This window comes from Pantoea sp. AN62, from assembly GCF_050432985.1.
Classification (GTDB): Bacteria; Pseudomonadota; Gammaproteobacteria; order Enterobacterales; family Enterobacteriaceae; genus Pantoea; species Pantoea brenneri.
This window is the reverse complement of sequence record NZ_JBNPYB010000003.1, coordinates 227,142-246,244: the sequence shown is the minus strand read 5'-3', so window position 1 is coordinate 246,244 and position 19,103 is coordinate 227,142. Positions and strand designations below refer to the sequence as shown.

General features: G+C 56.6%; 15 protein-coding genes. 9 read left to right on the top strand and 6 right to left on the bottom strand.

Annotated features, from left to right (window positions below; genetic code table 11):
• Positions 1-3 precede the first annotated feature (3 nt).
• A complete protein-coding gene (pntB, locus tag FHW04_RS05590) occupies positions 4-1,392 on the top strand; it encodes a Re/Si-specific NAD(P)(+) transhydrogenase subunit beta (RefSeq protein ID WP_069728359.1) in 1,389 nt (462 codons plus the stop codon).
• Between the two features lie 42 nt (positions 1,393-1,434).
• On the opposite strand, the gene uspE is transcribed toward pntB, so the two are convergent.
• Both uspE and FHW04_RS05580 read right to left on the bottom strand, forming a co-directional pair.
• Complete coding sequence (gene uspE / locus FHW04_RS05585; protein ID WP_031376767.1) at positions 1,435-2,391, bottom strand: universal stress protein UspE; 957 nt, start codon at positions 2,389-2,391, stop codon at positions 1,435-1,437.
• Between the two features lie 117 nt (positions 2,392-2,508).
• On the bottom strand, positions 2,509-3,261 hold the full coding sequence (locus FHW04_RS05580) for an FNR family transcription factor (RefSeq protein WP_009090088.1): 753 nt from the start codon (positions 3,259-3,261) through the stop codon (positions 2,509-2,511).
• 313 nt (positions 3,262-3,574) lie between these two features.
• On the opposite strand from FHW04_RS05580, the gene smrA reads away from it, so the two are divergent.
• On the top strand, positions 3,575-4,141 hold the full coding sequence (gene smrA / locus FHW04_RS05575) for a DNA endonuclease SmrA (protein WP_031376766.1): 567 nt from the start codon (positions 3,575-3,577) through the stop codon (positions 4,139-4,141).
• On the opposite strand, the gene FHW04_RS05570 is transcribed toward smrA, so the two are convergent.
• Positions 4,138-5,058, bottom strand: a complete 921-nt coding sequence (locus FHW04_RS05570; RefSeq protein ID WP_031376765.1) for a LysR substrate-binding domain-containing protein — start codon at positions 5,056-5,058, stop codon at positions 4,138-4,140. The two genes, smrA and FHW04_RS05570, sit on opposite strands and share 4 nt — an antisense overlap.
• Before the next feature lie 323 nt (positions 5,059-5,381).
• On the opposite strand from FHW04_RS05570, the gene FHW04_RS05565 reads away from it, so the two are divergent.
• The 4 genes from FHW04_RS05565 to FHW04_RS05550 all read left to right on the top strand — a co-directional run bounded on the left by FHW04_RS05565 (position 5,382) and on the right by FHW04_RS05550 (position 12,026).
• Positions 5,382-6,716: an MFS transporter gene (locus FHW04_RS05565; protein WP_089561499.1), complete on the top strand. Its 1,335-nt coding sequence runs from the start codon at positions 5,382-5,384 to the stop codon at positions 6,714-6,716.
• A gap of 67 nt (positions 6,717-6,783) precedes the next feature.
• Positions 6,784-8,127, top strand: a complete 1,344-nt coding sequence (gene hglS / locus FHW04_RS05560; protein ID WP_089561500.1) for a 2-oxoadipate dioxygenase/decarboxylase HglS — start codon at positions 6,784-6,786, stop codon at positions 8,125-8,127.
• A 507-nt stretch (positions 8,128-8,634) separates the two neighbouring features.
• Positions 8,635-10,155, top strand: coding sequence for a carboxylesterase/lipase family protein (locus FHW04_RS05555; protein ID WP_031376762.1), 1,521 nt, complete (start codon positions 8,635-8,637; stop codon positions 10,153-10,155).
• 203 nt (positions 10,156-10,358) lie between these two features.
• Complete coding sequence (locus FHW04_RS05550) at positions 10,359-12,026, top strand: methyl-accepting chemotaxis protein (protein ID WP_031376761.1); 1,668 nt, start codon at positions 10,359-10,361, stop codon at positions 12,024-12,026.
• Here the strand turns inward: FHW04_RS05550 and FHW04_RS05545 are convergent.
• Positions 11,984-12,865: a LysR substrate-binding domain-containing protein gene (locus tag FHW04_RS05545; protein WP_089561585.1), complete on the bottom strand. Its 882-nt coding sequence runs from the start codon at positions 12,863-12,865 to the stop codon at positions 11,984-11,986. The two genes, FHW04_RS05550 and FHW04_RS05545, sit on opposite strands and share 43 nt — an antisense overlap.
• A 125-nt stretch (positions 12,866-12,990) precedes the next feature.
• Between FHW04_RS05545 and FHW04_RS05540 the strand changes: the two genes are divergently transcribed.
• Positions 12,991-14,157, top strand: coding sequence for a methionine aminotransferase (locus tag FHW04_RS05540; RefSeq protein WP_069728354.1), 1,167 nt, complete (start codon positions 12,991-12,993; stop codon positions 14,155-14,157).
• Positions 14,158-14,242: 85 nt separating this feature from the next.
• A complete protein-coding gene (locus FHW04_RS05535) occupies positions 14,243-15,019 on the top strand; it encodes a transporter substrate-binding domain-containing protein (RefSeq protein ID WP_031376758.1) in 777 nt (258 codons plus the stop codon).
• Between the two features lie 36 nt (positions 15,020-15,055).
• Here FHW04_RS05535 and pepT read toward each other — a convergent pair whose 3' ends face one another.
• The gene (gene pepT, locus FHW04_RS05530; RefSeq protein WP_089561584.1) at positions 15,056-16,282 is read right to left on the bottom strand and encodes a peptidase T; all 1,227 of its coding nucleotides are present in this window, start codon (positions 16,280-16,282) and stop codon (positions 15,056-15,058) included.
• A gap of 127 nt (positions 16,283-16,409) precedes the next feature.
• Between pepT and FHW04_RS05525 the strand changes: the two genes are divergently transcribed.
• Entirely contained in the window at positions 16,410-18,005 is a 1,596-nt protein-coding gene (locus FHW04_RS05525; RefSeq protein ID WP_089561583.1) for an ABC transporter substrate-binding protein, read from the top strand.
• A gap of 54 nt (positions 18,006-18,059) precedes the next feature.
• On the opposite strand, the gene FHW04_RS05520 is transcribed toward FHW04_RS05525, so the two are convergent.
• Positions 18,060-18,980 (bottom strand): LysR family transcriptional regulator, encoded by a 921-nt coding sequence (locus tag FHW04_RS05520; RefSeq protein ID WP_089561582.1) that lies wholly within the window; start codon positions 18,978-18,980, stop codon positions 18,060-18,062.
• Positions 18,981-19,103: the final 123 nt, after the last annotated feature.

Sequence of the window (19,103 nt, the reverse complement as noted above, 5' to 3'; positions counted from 1 at the left end):
TTCATGTCTGGCGGATTAGTAACTGCAGCCTATATCGTCGCTGCCATTCTGTTTATTTGTAGCCTCGCCGGTCTCTCGCGACATGAGACCTCTAAGCAGGGCAATATTTTTGGTATCAGCGGCATGGCGATCGCACTGGTGGCCACCATTTTTGGGCCCGACAGCGGCAACGTGGTGTGGATCCTGGTGGCGATGGTGATCGGCGGGGCAATTGGCGTGCGTCTGGCGAAGAAGGTCGAAATGACCGAAATGCCGGAGCTGGTGGCAATTCTGCACAGCTTTGTCGGCCTGGCGGCGGTGCTGGTGGGCATCAACAGCTATATCGATCATGCGCCTGGCCTGCCGGCGGTGATGGAGAATATCCATCTGAGCGAAGTGTTTATCGGTATCTTTATTGGCGCGGTGACCTTTACCGGTTCGCTGGTGGCGTTTGGCAAGCTGTGCGGCAAGATCTCCTCGCGGCCGCTGGCGTTGCCGCATCGTCATAAGCTCAATCTGCTGGCGCTGGTGGTCTCGTTCCTGCTGCTGCTGTGGTTCGTTAACACCAGCAGTAGCGCGGCGCAGGTATTTGCACTGCTGTTGATGACCTTGATTGCGCTGGCGTTTGGCTGGCATCTGGTGGCGTCCATCGGCGGGGCAGATATGCCGGTGGTGGTGTCAATGCTCAACTCTTACTCCGGCTGGGCAGCTGCTGCAGCCGGCTTTATGCTGAGCAATGACCTGCTGATTGTCACCGGTGCGCTGGTCGGCTCCTCCGGTGCGATCCTCTCTTACATTATGTGTAAGGCGATGAACCGTTCGTTTATCAGCGTGATTGCCGGCGGTTTTGGCAGTGAGACCAGCAGCGGTGATGACAGCGCCGCCGCGGGTGAACACCGTGAAATCAGCGCGGAAGAGACCGCAGAGATGCTGAAAGCCTCTTCTTCGGTCATTATCACCCCTGGCTACGGTATGGCGGTGGCCCAGGCACAATACCCGGTGGCGGAAATCACCGCCAGGCTGCGTGCACTCGGTATCAAAGTACGTTTTGGCATTCATCCGGTGGCTGGTCGCTTGCCCGGCCACATGAACGTACTACTGGCCGAAGCTAAAGTGCCGTATGACGTGGTGCTGGAGATGGATGAAATCAACGATGACTTCAGCGAAACCGATACGGTGCTGGTGATTGGCGCTAACGATACCGTCAACCCGGCGGCGCAGGAAGATCCGCGCAGTCCGATTGCCGGAATGCCGGTACTGGAAGTGTGGAAAGCGCACAACGTCATCGTGTTTAAACGCTCAATGAATACCGGCTATGCCGGAGTGCAGAACCCGCTGTTCTTTAAGGAGAATACCCAGATGCTGTTTGGCGATGCCAAAGCCAGCGTGGAAGCGATTCTGAAAGCGCTATAAAAAAAAGGGCGGCTGATTAGCCGCCCTTATTACTGAGCAGGATTACTCCTCCTCATCCTCTTCATCATCCAGATCGATCGGCGATTTAAAATCATCAGGTTTAATTGCCAGCAGATCGCAACGCAGATGATCAATCACCTGTTCTGCCGTATTGCCGAGAAACGCGGCCGACAAACCGGTACGTCCGATCGTTCCCAGCACTACCACACCCGCGCCGAGGTGCACCGCCAGGTCAGGAATCACCTCTTCAGGCAAACCCTTAGCAACATGGGTGAACTCTTCACCAATGGAAAATTTCTGTCGCAGTGCTTTCATCGCCACCAGATGCTGGCCGCGAATGGCGTCGTTGTAGACGCTCGGATCAAAATCGGGCAGCTCGATAGCAATATTGATTGGGGTGATAGGGTAGGCGCCAACCAGATGGACTTCAGTATGATTCACGGTTTCGGCCAGCTTAACCGTTTCACGGATCAGCTTCTGATTCAGGCCATCATGATGCGGCTCTTCACTGGCGAGGTTCACCGCCACAATCGCTTTACCGCCTTCCGGCCACGGCTGATCTTTCACCATCCACACCGGGCACGGGCATTTACGCAGCAGATGCCAGTCTGTCGGGGTAAAAATCACCGACTCCAGCCGATCGTGCTGGTGCGCCATTTTCAGCACTAAATCATGCTGGTGGGCTAACACTTCCTGAATGATGGCTTCATAGGGACGGTTGTGCCAGATGACCTTGATTTCGATCTCGACACCGGCATCCAGGTAAGCGTGTGCCTGTTCGCGAATCCACTCGGTGCGCTGGCTGATTACGCCCTGACGCATTGAGGCGCGTTCATCAGGCGACAGCAGGGTGGTCATCTCATAGGAGAAATCATAGATAGGCAGAAAAGCTTTGATTTTGCCGCCGATGAATTGATTGAGATAGACCGCACGCCGCAGCGCAGGCTGGTCGTCTTGCTGGGCATCGATCGCGACCAGAATATTTTGGTACTGGGACATGAGGAACTCTCCTTAAACCAAAGCGACTGGATTAAAGATAGCCTATGTTGCACAGCGGAAGAAGTGAAAAAGTTGCTGCCGGATCAATAAAATAACAATTATTAATCCGGCCGGCGATCAGGCAGCCTGATGGCTCTGACCCGCTAACTCTTCCAGTAAGGCGTGGTTCTCAATAGTAATATATTTACCCTTCACCGCCAGCATGCCCGATTTCTGGAACCGGCCCAGCAGACGGCTGATAGTTTCGACCGTTAAGCCGAGATAATTACCGATATCGCCACGGGTCATGGTGAGACGGAATTCGCGCTGAGAGAATCCACGCTGACCAAAGCGGCGTGACAGATTCCAGATAAAGGCGGCCAGACGCTCTTCGGCATTTTTCTTCGACAGCAGTAAAATCATGTCCTGATCGCCTTTGATCTCACCACTCATCAGACGCATCATCTGCTGACGCAGGGCCGGCATTTTGCCTGACAGATCGTCCAGCGTTTCGAACGGAATTTCACAGACCATTGCGGTTTCCAGCGCCTGAGCAAAGCTTGGATGGCTGGCACCCATGATCGCATCAAAGCCGACCAGGTCGCCGGCCAGATGGAAACCGGTAATCTGCTCATCGCCCTGTTCGGTGATGGTATAGCTTTTAATGGTACCGGAACGGATGGCATAAAGTGACTTAAGCTCGTCACCCGCTTTGAAAAGGGTTTGCCCTTTCTGAATAGGTTTTTTACGCTCAATGATATTGTCGAGCTGGTCCAGCTCATGTTCATTTAGCGTAAACGGGATGCAGAGCTGACTGATGCTGCAATCCTGGCAGTGAATGGCACAACCGCCCGACTGAATACGACGAATGCTGCGTTTTTCAGGGATCATAATGGTTTGCTCGACGATAATTGACTGGTGTCAATTTTAACATTTTTTGTGCTGAAGGGAACTCATCCGAGCAGTTTTAGGCGCACAAAAAGTATGGACGTCAGACCGGGCACCAAACATAGCTGTGACGGGCTTCTCAGAATGCCAAAATGGCTACTGTCACGAAAAGTTGCCGCTTTTTGATCTAAAACCTGAATTGTCTGATACAAAAAATCACCAAAAACAGGGTTAGCGCAGTGCCGTTAGCTTTTGCTACGCTTTCACCCTAAGCCTGTTTTGCCCTCCATCAATTTTAATCAGGTGTGAGAAAACCATGAACCTTGATGATAACGATCTTTTTCGAGACGCCATGGGAGATGTCACTCCGTTAAAAGACACTACCAGCACCTTATGGCTCAAATCGCCTTCAACCAAAGCGCCGCGCCATCCACCGCGCGATCCTGAACAGGAGAATTTCCTGACCCGTGGCTATCTGGATATCGTGCCGCTGAACACGCCGCTGGAATACAAGGCTGATGGCATACAGCAGGGCGTGCTGGATAAACTGCGCAAAGGGGAGTACCGGCTGGATGCAAGCCTGAATCTGCTGCGGCAGCCGGTGGAAACCTGCCGCCAGGCGCTGTTCAATTTTATGGTGCAGGCGCACAAGCAGGGATTGCGCAATCTGCTGATCATTCACGGCAAAGGCCGCGACGATGAGTCGCATGCCAATATTGTGCGCAGCTATCTGGCGCGCTGGCTGACCCAGTTTGACGATGTACAGACCTTCTGCGCTGCCCAGGCGCAACATGGCGGCGCGGGGGCGCTGTATGTTGGCCTGCGTAAAACCGATAAAGCGCGGCTGGATAACCGTGAGCGGCATGCTAAACGCAGCCGCTAGCTGTGGAATTTGCGCATGGTTGACATCAGCACTTCGGCGCTCAGGCTGAGCTGACTGCCGGTGCGGGTAATAATCCCTACCGGCTCGCCCGGACCGGATGAGTTAATCGGCAGAGCGCAGACCGCATTGTGGCTAAGGTCTTCTTTAATTGCGCCGGAAGGCACAAACCAGATGTAGTCGTAACGCAACGCCAGTTGCCGCGCCAGCGAGGTCGAAGAGGTCTCAATACAGTGGGGCGGCAGCGAACAACCCTGTTCGTCGAGCATCTGCTGCGCTATACGGCGCGGTGCGGTGCCTTCAGGCGAGATCACCACCGGCCACTGCATGGCACGCGACAGGGTGACGTTGTCACTTAAGAGCGGGTGTTCCGGACGCACCACCAGCTTGAGCGATTCAAGAAACAGCAGTTCATAGGTCAGCCCGGTCATCATTTCACTGTCGGCCATCCGGCCAACGCCAATATCGAACTCACCGGCCCGTAACCCTGCCAGCAGCACATTATTATGTAAGGTCGCCACCTGAATGGTGGTATTGGGTTGCAGCTGATGAAACCGGTCCAGGATCTGCGGCAACATGCCCATTGCGGCGGTGGTCAGCGCGCCCAGCCGGATAATGGCCGGCTGATCGGCAGGCTGCTCATTAAAGCTTTGTCCGGCGTGGTTGAGCGCGTCAAGTACCCGCACCGCATGCGTCAGGAACTGTTCACCCATTGTGGTGAGTTGCGCGCCGAGCCGGCCACGCTCAAACAGCCTGACGCCGGTCAGCTCTTCCAGTTCATTAAGGGTTTTTGACAGGGCAGGCTGGCTCAGGCTAAGCGTTTCGGCCGCCCGGCCCAGCGTGCCTTGCTGCGCGACCGCAACAAAGGTATGTAAATGGCGCAAGCGAATGCGCTGATTGAAAAGGATATTTTTTTCCATCCCTTAAACTTAATGAGGATCACCGGTAACAGGCAACCATTTAAAATGGATTTTGTTAACTTAGCTGCAAAATTATATTAACAAATATCGCGGTGCAACCATCTCGCCAGGTAAGCCGCTGAAAAGAAACGTGTCATATGGGAATGCGGCCAGCAGGCCAGCCAGCAGGGCAACCGCAGATCAACGGGTTAGCGATTAAAAGTTGAATAATTCTCAATATCATATAAAAATCTGACGTCTTAACGTTAACGATCGGCTATCATTGGCGCCGTTTTTTTTACTAAATCTGATGTCCGATGGCGGGTGCCCGAGAGGAGTTTTCATTGACCAGCGTAGAGGCGGTAGATGTACGCCAGCTCATTAACCAGCAGGCGCTGAGTCGCTGGCAAAAGCGGTTAATCGCGCTCTGCTTTATTGTGGTGGCGCTTGATGGCATGGACATCGCTATTATGGGCTTTATTGCGCCGACCCTCAAAACCGCGTGGGGCGTCAGCAACCATCAGCTGGGGATGGTGATCAGTGCCGCACTGATTGGCCTGGCGCTCGGCGCGATGGTAGCCGGCCCGCTAGCCGACCGCTACGGCCGGCGGATGATGATTATTCTTAGCGTCTTCTTTTTTGGCCTCTGGACGCTGGCAACCGCGCTGTCGCAAAACATCGAACAGATGATGCTGTTCCGCTTCCTCACCGGGCTGGGGCTGGGCGCAGCGATGCCAAACGTCGGCACGCTGGTGGCTGAATACGCGCCAGAACGACGTCGGGCGTTCATCATCACCGTGGTATTTTGCGGCTTTACCTTTGGCGCGGCCAGCGGGGGATTTGCTGCCTCGTGGCTGTTACCGCGTTACAACTGGCACTCAGTGCTGCTGCTCGGCGGGATCCTGCCGCTGCTGGTCCTGCCGTGTTTGATCCGCGGGCTGCCGGAATCGGTGCGCTTCCTGATTAGCCGCGGCGCGCCTGCGGCACGAATTCACGCTATCGTTGACCGGATGATGCCGGGCGTCACGCAGCCGGATAGCGCGTTTCATGCGCCTGAAGCCAGCGTTGCCACGCGCGGGGCGATCGCGACCGTGCTGTCGCGCAGCTACCTGTTTGGCAGCACTATGCTGTGGGGCGGCTACTTCATGGGGCTGTTTCTGGTCTACCTGATTGGCAGCTGGCTGCCGTCGCTGGTCAATACGCTGGGGATGTCGGTTACTGAAGCCGCGATTATCACCGCGATGTATCAGGCTGGCGGGACGCTGGGTTCGCTGTTTGCCGGCTGGCTGATGGATCGCTTTAATGCCAACCTGGCACTGGCGGCGATCTACTTTTGTGGCGGGCTGTTTATCGTCGCGCTGGGGTACTCTCCGGCGGAGGTGGGCATCATGAGCGGCATCGCCTTCTGTAGCGGCTTCTGTTTCAACGGTGCCAATACCGGGATGAATGCGCTGTCCGCCAGCTATTATCCGACGCATGCCCGCGCCACCGGCTCCAGCTGGATGCATGGCGTCGGCCGCGTCGGCGCAATTCTCAGCGCATTTGTCGGAGCAGAAATGCTGTCACTCGGCTGGTCGTTCAGCTTTATTTTTCTGCTGCTGGCCATTCCGGCGGTGGTCACTACCCTGATGCTGCTGCTAAAAAACCGCTACGGCTTTAAGCCGATCACAAATTCGTGATTTTTTCCGCTGGCGCCAATCCGTTGCATTACATTAGCAGCAACGCTCACGGTGTCAGGTGGAACAGATGGACAACTTTCTCACTGCGGATGCAATCCGCACCCGCTTCTCTCAGGCGATGTCCGCCATGTATCAGCAGGAAGTGCCGCAATACGGCACGCTGATGCAGTTGGTGATGGCGGTTAACGACCGCACGCTGGAATCAGAACCCGCACTGAAAGATCGTCTGGCAGCGGCGGATGAACTCAGCCGGCTCAATATTGAACGTCACGGTGCCATCCGGGTCGGCAGCGCCAGCGAACTCGCCACGCTGCGGCAGATGTTTGCGGTGATGGGGATGTATCCGGTCGGCTATTACGATCTCTCCCAGGCCGGCGTGCCGGTGCATTCCACCGCGTTCCGGCCGGTCGACGAAGCTGCCCTGCGGCGTAATCCTTTCCGCGTCTTTACCTCACTGTTACGACTGGAGCTGATAGAAGAGCCTGAGCTGCGTGAAAGGGCGGCGGCGATTCTGGCGGCGCGCGATATCTTCACGCCGCGCTGTCGGCAACTGCTGCAGCTACATCAGCAGCAGGGTGGATTCACCGCCCCGCAGGCGGCGGAGTTTGTCACCGAAGCACTGGAAACTTTCCGCTGGCACGCCCACAGCAGCGTCGATAGCCAGACCTATCAGGCATTGAATCAGCAGCACCGGCTGATTGCTGACGTGGTCTGTTTCCCCGGCTGTCACATTAACCATCTCACTCCCCGCACGCTGGATATCGATCGGGTGCAGCAACTGATGCCGTCGCGCGGAATCGAACCGAAAACCCTGATTGAAGGACCACCGCGTCGTCAGGTGCCAATTCTGTTACGCCAGACCAGTTTCAAGGCGCTGGAGGAAGCGATCACCTTTCGGGATGGTCATAAGGGCACCCACACCGCGCGCTTTGGTGAAATCGAGCAGCGCGGTGCAGCGCTGACGCCGAAGGGCCGGGCGCTGTATGACCGTTTGCTGCATCAGGCGGGCAGCGGTCAGGATAACCAGCAGCATCAGCAGCATCTGAGCGATGTGTTCCGGGATTTTCCAGACGATGAGCAGACGCTGCGTCAGCAGGAGCTGGCGTGGTTCCATTACCGGCTTAGCGAAAAGGGGATGGCGAGCCCGCCAGCCCGTGGTGAGACGCTCGACAGCCTGATTGCTGAGGGACGAATCATTGCAGAACCGATTATCTATGAGGATTTTTTGCCGGTCAGCGCCGCGGGCATCTTTCAGTCAAACCTTGGCGATCACGCACAGGTCTGGTCGGCAGGCCAGGCCAGCCGGGAAGCGTTTGAAACGGCGCTGGGCAGTGCGGTGGTGGACGAGATGGCACTGTATGCGGAGCGTCAGCAACGCTCGCTGGCACGCTGTGGCGTGGTGACTTTATAGCCCATGCCGTCGCAACAGGGCAATTATCCCGCCACGATAGCAGCCTCCTTCAGCGGCGATTATATTATCGCCGCTGAAGGGTGTTAGTACGAAACGGGATAGAATTACGTGCGCGCCGGGCTTAATAAGCTGAGCCGGACTGGCGCACAGTAATCGGAGAGGTGTTCCCTGATGCTGGTGCGAAACTAATAAATTAGTATTAACGATACGGTCGATGAACAGCAGAAGAGGATCTGCGCTACGCCGTTATGATTTGTTGTAATTATCTGTGTGCAGTCTTCTTTTTTGCTGTCTTCCCGCAGGATAACAGAGCCGGCAGGTGCCGGTGCAGGCTGGAAAGCGTAAGCAAATATAATCAAAAACCCTTCTGTTGCCTATTCAAACCTTTTGATGAAGTTGTTCAGTCCTTTGCTACAACCTTCGGCATAATCTGCAAATCCGCCTCAGACATAGACATTGTCTCAAGGCCTGCAAATAATGGAGTGTCGTTAGAACAGGGATACAGGAATGAAAAACGAAACAGGTCTGCGGATTATGACTGCAGAGGGTGAGTTACGTGGATGCATGGATGATGACCTTTTCGTATTCAAAGGCATACCTTATGCCGCCGCCCCGGAAGGGGCACTACGCTGGCGTCCGCCGCAGCCGGTCACGCCGTGGAACGATCTGCGTGATGCCACACAATTTTCAGCATCAGCCTGGCAAAACCGCGATTATTGCCGGGCAGTTGGCGGTGGCGATCCCGGCGAATTTAGTGAAGATTGCCTTTACCTTAATGTCTGGACCCCGGATGTCGAACCGACAAAACCGCTGCCGGTGATGGTCTGGTTACACGGCGGCGGCTATACCATCGGCGCGGGCGGTCTGGCGCCCTACAGCGGTAAACCGCTGGCCTCGCGTGGCGCGGTGGTGGTCACCATCAACTACCGACTCGGCCATCTCGGTTTCTTCTCCCATCCGGCTTTAGATGCGCAATATCCTGTTGCCAGCACCATAAATAATTTTGGCCTGCTCGATCAAATTGCGGCCCTGCAGTGGGTACAGCGCAACATCCCGGCCTTTGGCGGAGACCGCCGCAATGTCACGCTGTTTGGCGAATCATCCGGCGCGCGCAGCGTGCTGTCGCTCTGCTGTTCGCCGCTGGCCGAAGGGCTGTTTCACAAGGGGATTGTGCAGAGCGCCTACAGCTTACCGGATACGCCGCTGAAAAAAGCGCGTCAGCAGGGCATGGCGGTTGCACAGCATCTGGGGCTGCCGCCCGACGCCAGTGCCGATGCGTTGCGTGCTTTACCCGCCGACGCCTTCTGGTCGCTGGATGGCCCGCTGGCGATCCAACCGGTGCCGATTTCCGGCGATGCGGTGCTGCCGGAACCGATGCTGAAAACCTTCCTCGCGGCCCGACAGCACCGTCTGCCGCTAATGGCGGGCAGCAACAGTGATGAAGCCAGCGTGCTGGACTATTTTGGCGTTGATGCCACCGCGGTGCTGCATCAGTTGCGCGACAAAAATCGGGTGATCTATCGGATGCTAAAATGGATGTATGACATCCATGACGATCAGCGCCTCGGTCGTGCGGTGGCGCGCGACATGGCGTTCAGCGTGGTGCCGTGGCTGGTGATGCGCGCCCAGCATAATGTTGGCATGCCGGGCTGGCGCTACTGGTTTGATTATGTCTCTGAGAATGCGCGCGATCTCTATCCTGACGGGACCTGGCATGGCAATGAAGTGCCATATGTCCTTAACACCCTGAGCCAGATGCCGGATCCGAATGAAAACCGGCCTTTCAGCGACGCCGATCGGGCATTTGCCTCGCGCGTCAGCGACTACTGGTTCAGATTCGCCTGCGATGCCAGCGAATACAAGCAGCAGCTGGAAGGCGAAGTGGTATGGCCCGCGTGGCATCCAGGCGACGATGTGACAATGTCACTCGGTGACCATCGCCAGAGTGGTTTAGTCCTGAAACGGAACTTTATGCGCGCCCGAATGCGCCTGTTCCGCCTGCTGATGAGTAAAATGGTGCGTCTTTAATTAGTCCGCTAATCATCAAATTGCGCGAATGGAATTACTGGAGCCATTCGCGCATACTCCATTGAATATACAACTAATTCCCACCGGCTCCCACTAATGACGCTGTAAAACTATAGCTAACAAAAGTGTTACATCTTCACTATTCGCTGCCGATAGATCTCCTATGCCCGATACTTACGGGTCAACGTGTATAGGATTTTTGTATGGGAATGCTCAAAAATTTCACCATTCGCGCTGTGATGCTCACTATTCTGGGCCTGTTCTGCTTACTCTGGAGCGGAGTCGGGCTATTCAGCATTCATTCTCTTGGCGCGCTGAGCGAAGGGAATGATGTTGACCGACATCTGGTAGAGCAAATGACGGTGCTGAGTAAAGGCAACGACCAATATTTCCGGGTTATTACCCGGCTGTCGCGTGTGATGGACAGCAAAGCCGGTGGCAAAACGCTAACCGACGACGCTTATGCGCCGGTTCAGCAGGCGCTGGATAACATGACCCAGCAGCTGGCGGCTTTTAAACAACTGGCTCCGGGTCCGATGAATCCGGACATGGTCGACAGCGTGATTCAGAGCTGGCAGAAATTGCTGGATGAAGGTGTGACGCCGCAGCTGCGGCTGGCCCGACAGGATTCAGCGGACGCCTATCGTCAGCAGGCCAACAATGTGACGCCGCAGCTCAGTCGGGCATTTGGTGCCAGCGCCGAAAAATTCAATCAGGGGGCCGCGCTGATCCTCGATCATACCCGGGTTGAAGTTGACCGCTTAACCGCACTGACCAGGATGATTATCACCGTGACGGTAATTATCGGCCTGCTTATTCTGCTGTTTACCGATCGCTACCTGGTGGCGATGCTGGTGCGGCCGCTGGAAACCATCCGCAACCATTTCGCCACTATCGCTACCGGCGATCTGAGTCAGCCGGTGGCGGACTTTGGCCGCAACTGCGTCGGTAAACTGGTACCGTTGCTGAGCGCGATGCAGGAGAGTTTGCGTGAAGCGGTGAGCGCGATCCGCAGCGGTACCGAGAATATCTCGCGCGGTGCCGCAGAGATTTCGGCCGGTAACAACGATCTCTCTTCGCGTACTGAAGAGCAGGCGGCCGCGCTGGAGCAGACCGCTGCCAGTATGGAGCAGCTGACCGCCACGGTGAAATTTAACGCCGACAATGCGCGTCAGGCCAGCCTGCTGGCTGAAACCGCCACCACCACCGCGCAACAGGGCGGCCAGCTGGTGAGTGAAGTGGTCAGCACCATGAACGGGATTTCCGGAAGTTCGAAGAAAATTGCTGAGATCACTAATGTGATTAATGGTATCGCCTTCCAGACCAACATCCTGGCGCTGAACGCGGCGGTTGAAGCCGCTCGCGCCGGTGAACAGGGACGCGGTTTTGCTGTGGTGGCCTCTGAAGTGCGTAATCTGGCCCAGCGCAGCGCCAACGCCGCCAAAGAGATTGCCACCCTGATTGAAGATTCCGTTCAGCGGGTCGGAAAAGGAGCGGAGCTGGTGGGCACCACCGGCGGCACTATGAATAATATTCTGAAATCGGTGCAGGATGTCGACGCGATCATGAAGCAGATTGCTGCCGCATCGGAAGAGCAGAGTAAAGGCATCTCCCAGGTCGGCGCAGCGGTGACCGAAATGGATAGCGTGACCCAGCAAAACGCCTCACTGGTCGAAGAAGTCTCCGCCGCCGCCAACGCGCTGGCGTTGCAGACCGAAGCGTTACAGGCCTCAGTGGCGAAGTTCCGCCTCTCCGGCAAGGGGACAGCAATCTCGCCGGCTGCACCTGTCAAGCCGAACGCGCCAAAAGCACCAGGCCGGGCGGGTGGTCAGGCTACGCCAGCTGACAACGGTGACTGGGTGACGTTCTGACCCTGACTCAGCCACGCCACCAGCGCCGCCAGCAACGGTGGCCCATCGGCGGGCGATCGCTGCAGTAAGCTGTAGCTCGCCCCGGTTTTTACCTCGCCAGCGAACGGTTTAATCAGCCTGCCGCTGGCAATATCACTCTCCACCAGATTGCTGTCAGCAATCGCCACGCCAAATCCCTGAATCGCTGCGCTAATCGCCAGGTCCATGGTGGCAAAGTGCTGGTTGCGTTGCATCGTAACCGCCACGCCTTGCCCTTTCAGCCAGCATTGCCAGTCGCGCATATCGTCGGTGGGATGCAGAAAAGTCATGCCCGCCAGGTTTTGCGGCGACGCGGGGATCGGCTGCCCGCTAGCGATTACCGGCGTCAGCGACTCTTCAAACAGCGTCAGTGCGTCAGTACGCGGTTTGCCATAGACGATGGCAGCATCAAAATTGTCGAGCTGTGAGGCGTGATCCAGCGTGGTAGTGAGCGCCACGTGCAGTTCTGGCCGCAGCTGCTCCAGTGCCACCAGGCGCGGCACCAGCCAGCGCATCGCACAGGTCGGCGCTTTCAGGCGGATACTGGCCTGAGTGCGACGCGCTTTTTCGCTGGCCTGCGCCATCAGTTCATAGCCCTGACGCAGTTCTGGCAGCAGCGCCGCGCCCTGCGGTGTCAGACGCAAACCACGGGCGTGTCGATCAAACAACGTCAGGCCGAGCCAGTGCTCCAGCGCAGCAATTTTGCGGCTGACTGCGCCCTGGGTAATGCACAGTTCCCGGGCCGCATGGGTCAGATTAAGGTGACGGGCCGTCACCAGAAAAGCGTGAATCGCATTGAGCGGCAGGGTTGTACGTGACACAGAGCACCTCAGCTATGCATTTTAATCATGGCTATTATGACGACATTTCGCTTGCCGACTCAAGTCACAGCCCGTTGAATAGCCCTTAATTGCATTCAGCTCGCTATGTCACTGACGGAGAGAACATGTCCCTGAAAACGCCTGTCGCAGTCACCTCGAAGTTGCCCGATGTCGGTACCACCATTTTCAGCGTTATTGGCCAGCTTTCGGCGCAGCATCAGGCGATCAATCTGTCGCAGGGCGCACCGAATTTCCCCTGCGATCCGTTGCTGGTTGAAAGTGTCAGCCAGGCGATGCGCGACGGCCATAACCAGTACGCGTCGATGACCGGCTTGCCGGCACTACGGGAAATTTTAGCCAGTAAGGTCGAATCGCTCTACGGCCAGAAATACGATCCGGCCAGTGAAGTGCTGATCACCGGCAGCGCCAGTCAGGGCATTTACATGGCGATTTCCGCGCTGGTGCATCCGGGGGATGAGGTCATTTTCTTTGAACCGGCATTCGACAGCTACGCACCGGTGGTCCGGTTACAGGGCGGCAAGCCGATTGGCCTGAAGCTGCAGGTGCCGGCTTTCGCCATCGACTGGCAGCAGTTGCGCGCCGCCATTACGCCGCGTACCCGGATGATCATCATCAATACGCCGCATAACCCCAGTGCCCAGGTGCTGACGCCGGACGATCTCAATCAGCTGGCGGCCCTGACCCGCAACACTGACATCGTGGTGTTATCCGACGAGGTGTATGAACATATTCTGTTTGATGGCCGTCCGCACTGCGGCATGGCGACCCATCCGGAGCTGGCGGCGCGCAGCGTCATCGTCTCTTCGTTTGGCAAAACTTTCCACGTCACCGGCTGGCGGGTGGGTTACTGCCTGGCACCGGCGGAACTGATGACCGAGCTGGTGAAAGTGCATCAGTTTATGATGTACGCCGCAGATACGCCGATGCAGGTGGGATTCGCCCATTATCTGCAGACGCCGCAACACTATCTGTCACTGTCATCTTTCTACCAGCAAAAGCGCGATCGGCTGATTGCGCTGATGCAGGATTCACCGTTTAAGCTGCTGCCGTGCGCCGGCTCGTTCTTTATGCTGGCCAGCTACGGACATTTCAGTGACGAACCGGACAGCGAGATGGTAAAACGTCTTATCGTCGATCACGGGGTGGCGACCATCCCGCTGTCGGCGTTTTATATGGATGGCACCGACAACAAACTGATCCGTCTTTCCTTTGCCAAAGACGAGGCAACATTAGAGGCTGGCGCCGCTGCGCTGTCGGCGTTCCGGCAGTAAGCGGCTGGCGGACGCAAGGTTGCCCGACTGACGCACGGTAAAGCAGGGCAGCGATCGGTTAAAAACAATAATTTCGGGGTAAATGATGAAAAAACGCAACGCACTGTTTCTGGCACTCGGCATGATGACGTCGGTATCGGCGCTGGCGCAGGATTTACGTTATGGCCTGGAGTCACAGTATCCGCCGTTTGAAAGCCGCAACGCTCAGGGGGAACTGGAAGGTTTTGATATCGAATTGGGTAACGCGATCTGCCAGGCCGGTAAGTTTAACTGCCACTGGGTGGAGAGCAGCTTCGACGCGCTGATCCCGGCGCTGCAGGCGAAGAAGTTTGATGCGATCAACTCGGCGATGAACATCACCGAAGCGCGGGCGAAAAGCATCGGCTTCACCCAGCCGATCTACCGTATTCCGACCATGCTGGTGGCGAAAACCGGCCAGAAGCTGGCACCCACGGCCGACGCGCTGAAGGGCAAAAATATCGGGGTATTGCAGGGATCGATTCAGGAAACCTACGCCAAAAAACACTGGGAGTCGCAGGGCGTTACCGTGACCTCGTATCAGGATCAGAACCAGGTCTATAACGACATGGTCGCCGGGCGTCTGGACGGTACATTGGTGATGTCAGCCGCCGGTCAGTCGGGCTTCCTCGACAAACCACAGGGTAAAGGCTTCGGCTTTATCGGTAAGCCGGTCGAGGATGATGCGATTCTCGGGTCGGGTATCGGCTTTGGCCTGCGTAAAGATGATACGCAGCTCAAACAGTCGCTGGATACGGCGATCGCCAAAGTGCAGACAGATGGCACCGTGAAGAAGCTGGCTGAGAAATATTTCCCGGGCATTGATGTCAGCGTGAAGCCATAACTGACAATCGGGCGCGTGCTGCGCCCGATTTAATCGTTATTCCGCTGCCAGGTAGCAGAGTTTTTCCGCCACCTGATAGGATTTCACAAACGACGGCAGTGGTAAGAACTCAAAGCGCGAATGGAAGTTATGCGCACCGGTGAAAAAGTTCGGCGTCAGTAAGCCCTTAGCCGACAGCGCTGCACCGTCAGTGCCGCCCCGCATCGGAATCACCTTTGGTTCGATATCCAGCGCGCGGAACGCTTTGAAAATCAGGTCGATCGCCCGACGATCCTCGCCCAGCGCATTGCTGATATTGCTGTAGATATCGGTAATGGTGATCTCAACCTTGCCGGTCGGGTAGCGGGCAGCAATCGCCTGCGCCTGCTGCTGTAGTTGCTGCTTACGCTCGGCAAAACTGGCCAGATCAAAATCACGGATAGAGGCTTTCAGGACCGCCTGGCTGGCGTTGGCCTGGATCTCATTGAACCAGATATAGCCTTCACGGCCCTCGGTCTGTTCCGGGGTCTGCTGACGATCAAACTGGCTGATGTAGTCATGCGCCATCAGCAGCGGGTTAACCAGCACCCCTTTACCCGACATCGGATGCGCCGGTACGCCGGTAAAGCGGATTTCGGCGGCGGCACCATTGAAGTTCTCATACACCACTTCGCCCAGTTCGCAGCAGTCGATGGTCCAGGCGAAGTCCACATTAAATCGCGTTTCCAGATCGAGCGCTTTGGCTCCGCGCAGGCCAATCTCTTCATCGGGCACAAACGCCACCACGATATCGCCGTGGTCGCCGTTAAGGTTCTCCATCAGCGTCATCACCACCGTCACTGCCGCTTTGTTATCAGCGCCCAGTACGCTGGTACCGTCGCTGAAAATCACCTGCTGACCGATATAGGGAGCGATCTCCGGATGCTGATCGCGGCGTAGCCAGATATCCTGGTCGGCATTCAGGCAGAGATCCTGATCCTCCCAGCGCAGAATCTGCGGTTTGATATCGGGTGACAGACCGACGTCAACGGTATCGATATGGGTGATAAAGCCGATACGCGGCGCAGCGGGACGATTACCCGGTTTCACCGCCGTTACCGTCGCATGCTGGTCAATCACCACCTGTTCCAGCCCCAGCGCACGCAGCTCGGCCGCCAGCAGTTCCGCCATCGCGTGCTGGCTCGGGGTACTGGGCAGAGTGGTCGATTTCGCATCACTCTGACTGCTGACGGCGAGGTAACGGAAAAAGCGCTCGGTAAGTTGCGTCTCAAGTTTGTCGGTCATCACTATTCCTTATTAGTCAGCCACGGGCAGGGTTCGCTATGGTGCCGAATCGTGCTATCAATGAAGCATCTGAATGATTCATTTAGGTATTCTGATCACCGGAAGTCAATACAAAGCGAGGATGATAATGAAAATGAAGATAGCCACCTTAGCGCTTGTTACGGCTGGGATGACGCTGGCGGCCAGCGTGAACGCCAAAACGCTGGTCTACTGCTCAGAAGGATCGCCAGAGAATTTCAACCCGCAACTCTATACCTCGGGCACCAGCGTAGACGCCAGCGCGGTGCCGGTATTTAACCGCCTGGTGGACTTTAAGGCCGGTACTACTGAACTGGTCCCCAGCCTGGCGGAAAGCTGGGAGATCAGCCCCGACGGCACGGTTTATACCTTCCATCTGCGTAAAAACGTCAAATTCCAGAGCAACAAACAGTTTAAACCGACGCGCGACTTCAACGCAGACGATGTCATCTTCTCTTTTATGCGCCAGATGGACCCGAAAAATCCCTACCACAACGTCTCGGGCGGCACCTATTCCAACTTCGAAAGCCTGGAGCTGTCGACACTGATTAAACAGATTGAACGGGTGGATGACCATACGGTGCGCTTCACGCTGTCGCACCCGGAAGCGCCGTTTCTGGCCGATCTTGGCTGGTACTTTGCCTCGATTCATTCGGCTGAATATGCCGATAGCATGCTGAAAGCCGGTACGCCGGAGAAGGTCGACATGAACCCTATCGGCACCGGGCCGTTTGAGCTGGTGCAGTACCAGAAGGACTCACGCATTCTCTACAAGGCCTTCCCACAATACTGGCAGGGCAAGGCAAAGCTGGATCGGCTGGTGTTCAGCATCACCCCGGATGCCTCGGTGCGTTATGCCAAGCTGGAGAAGAACGAATGCCAGGTGATGCCGTTCCCCAATCCGGCCGATCTGGAAAAAATGCGCGCCAACCCGGACATCACCCTGGAACAGAAAGCCGGGCTGAATACCGGTTTCCTGGCGTTTAATACCACCAAAGCGCCAACCGACAAGGTGGAAGTCCGTCAGGCACTGGCGATGGCGATCAACAAACCGGCGATCATCGAGGCGATTTTTAAAGGTACCGGCACGGTAGCAAAAAACATTCTGCCACCGGGCGTCTGGAGCGCCGACAAAGATCTGAAAGATTACGACTACGATCCGGAAAAAGCCAAAGCGTTACTGCAACAGGCCGGGGTCAAACCGGGTACCGAGATTGCGCTGTGGGCGATGCCGGTGCAGCGGCCCTACAATCCCAATGCCCGCCGCATGGCCGAGATGATCCAGTCAGACTGGGCGAAAGTCGGTATTAAAGCCAATATTGTCAGCTATGAGTGGGGCGAATACCTGAAACGGGTCCGCAGCGGTGAGCATCAGGCGGCATTAATGGGCTGGACCACCGCCACCGGCGACCCGGACAACTTCTTTGGCCCGCTCTACAGCTGCACCTCGGCGCAGGGCGGATCGAACTCGTCAAAATGGTGCTATCAGCCGTTTGAGAAGTTAATCACCGCCGCCCGCGCCGAACCGGATCAGGGCAAGCGCACCGCGATGTATCTGCAGGCGCAGCAGATAATGCACGATCAAATGCCGGCAGTGATGATTGCCCACTCGACCATTTTTGAGCCGGTGCGCAAATCGGTCAGCGGCTATCAGGTTGATCCGTTTGGCAAACACATTTTCTACCAGGTCGATATCAAACAGTAAGAAGCTACGGCCCGGCTCTGCAACGTAACGCCCGCCAGTGGGGGCGTTACGGCCTCAGCCGCCGATCCCACGCAGTTGCTGATCGATTTCAGTTAACCGCTGCTGTAAAAACTCCACAAACAGCGTCAGCGCAGCGGTGCGCTGACGACCCGACACCGTCTGCAGTTGCAGCGTCCGCTGGCTGAGCTGATCGACGCCCATCGACCGCAGCACCAGGTTCTGTGCCTGGTGTTCAAACAGCAGGGTAAAGGCGCTACAAATCGTCACCGCCTGCGGCGTGCGCAGCAAAAAATGATACAGCGTGGCGAAGTAATCGCAGGTCAGCACCGGCTCGACCACGCAACTGCTCATCTGACAGGAGAGATCAAACAGTTGCCGCACCGTGGTGTGCTGGCCCGGCAGTGCCAGCGGCCAGCGTGGCAGATCGGCCAGCGTAACCTGGCGTGACGCCAGCGGGTGACTCTGATGCATCGCCAGCAGCACCGGCGCGGGCCATGAGCCGAGCACTTCAACACTGCGCTCCGGATGCAGGCTGAACTGCAACGCGACGTCGCATTCACCAGCCCGCACCGCTTCGGCCACGCCCTGCGAGTGGGTCACATTCAGGGCAAACAGCACGCCAGGATTCGCCTGCCGAAAATCGGACAGCAGGCCCGGCAGCAGGCTGAACGCCATGCCATCGGTACAGGCGATACGGATCCGGGTGCGGCGCACCGCTTTCAGTCCCTTAATCTCCGCCAGCGCATATTCCATATCCAGCTGACTCTTGCGCACATGATGCGCAAAAATTTCACCAGCTTCATTCAGCACCATTCCGCGCGCATGCCGCTCAAACAGCGGCACGCCCACCTGCGCCTCCAGCCGCTGAATCTGACGGCTGATGGCCGATACCGCGACAAACAGCTGTTCACTGGCGGCGCTGAGCGATCCGCAATTCACCACCGCCAGAAAATAGCGGATTTCACTGCTCAACATGGAGACTCCTCCGCCACAGGGACGCATTAAAACGGGGCATGCCTCAGGATCGGGCAGACCTTTGTTGCTTTAAAAGCAAAGCTAACTCGATAAATTGATAATTGTGGCAAAGGCCGAAGTTTG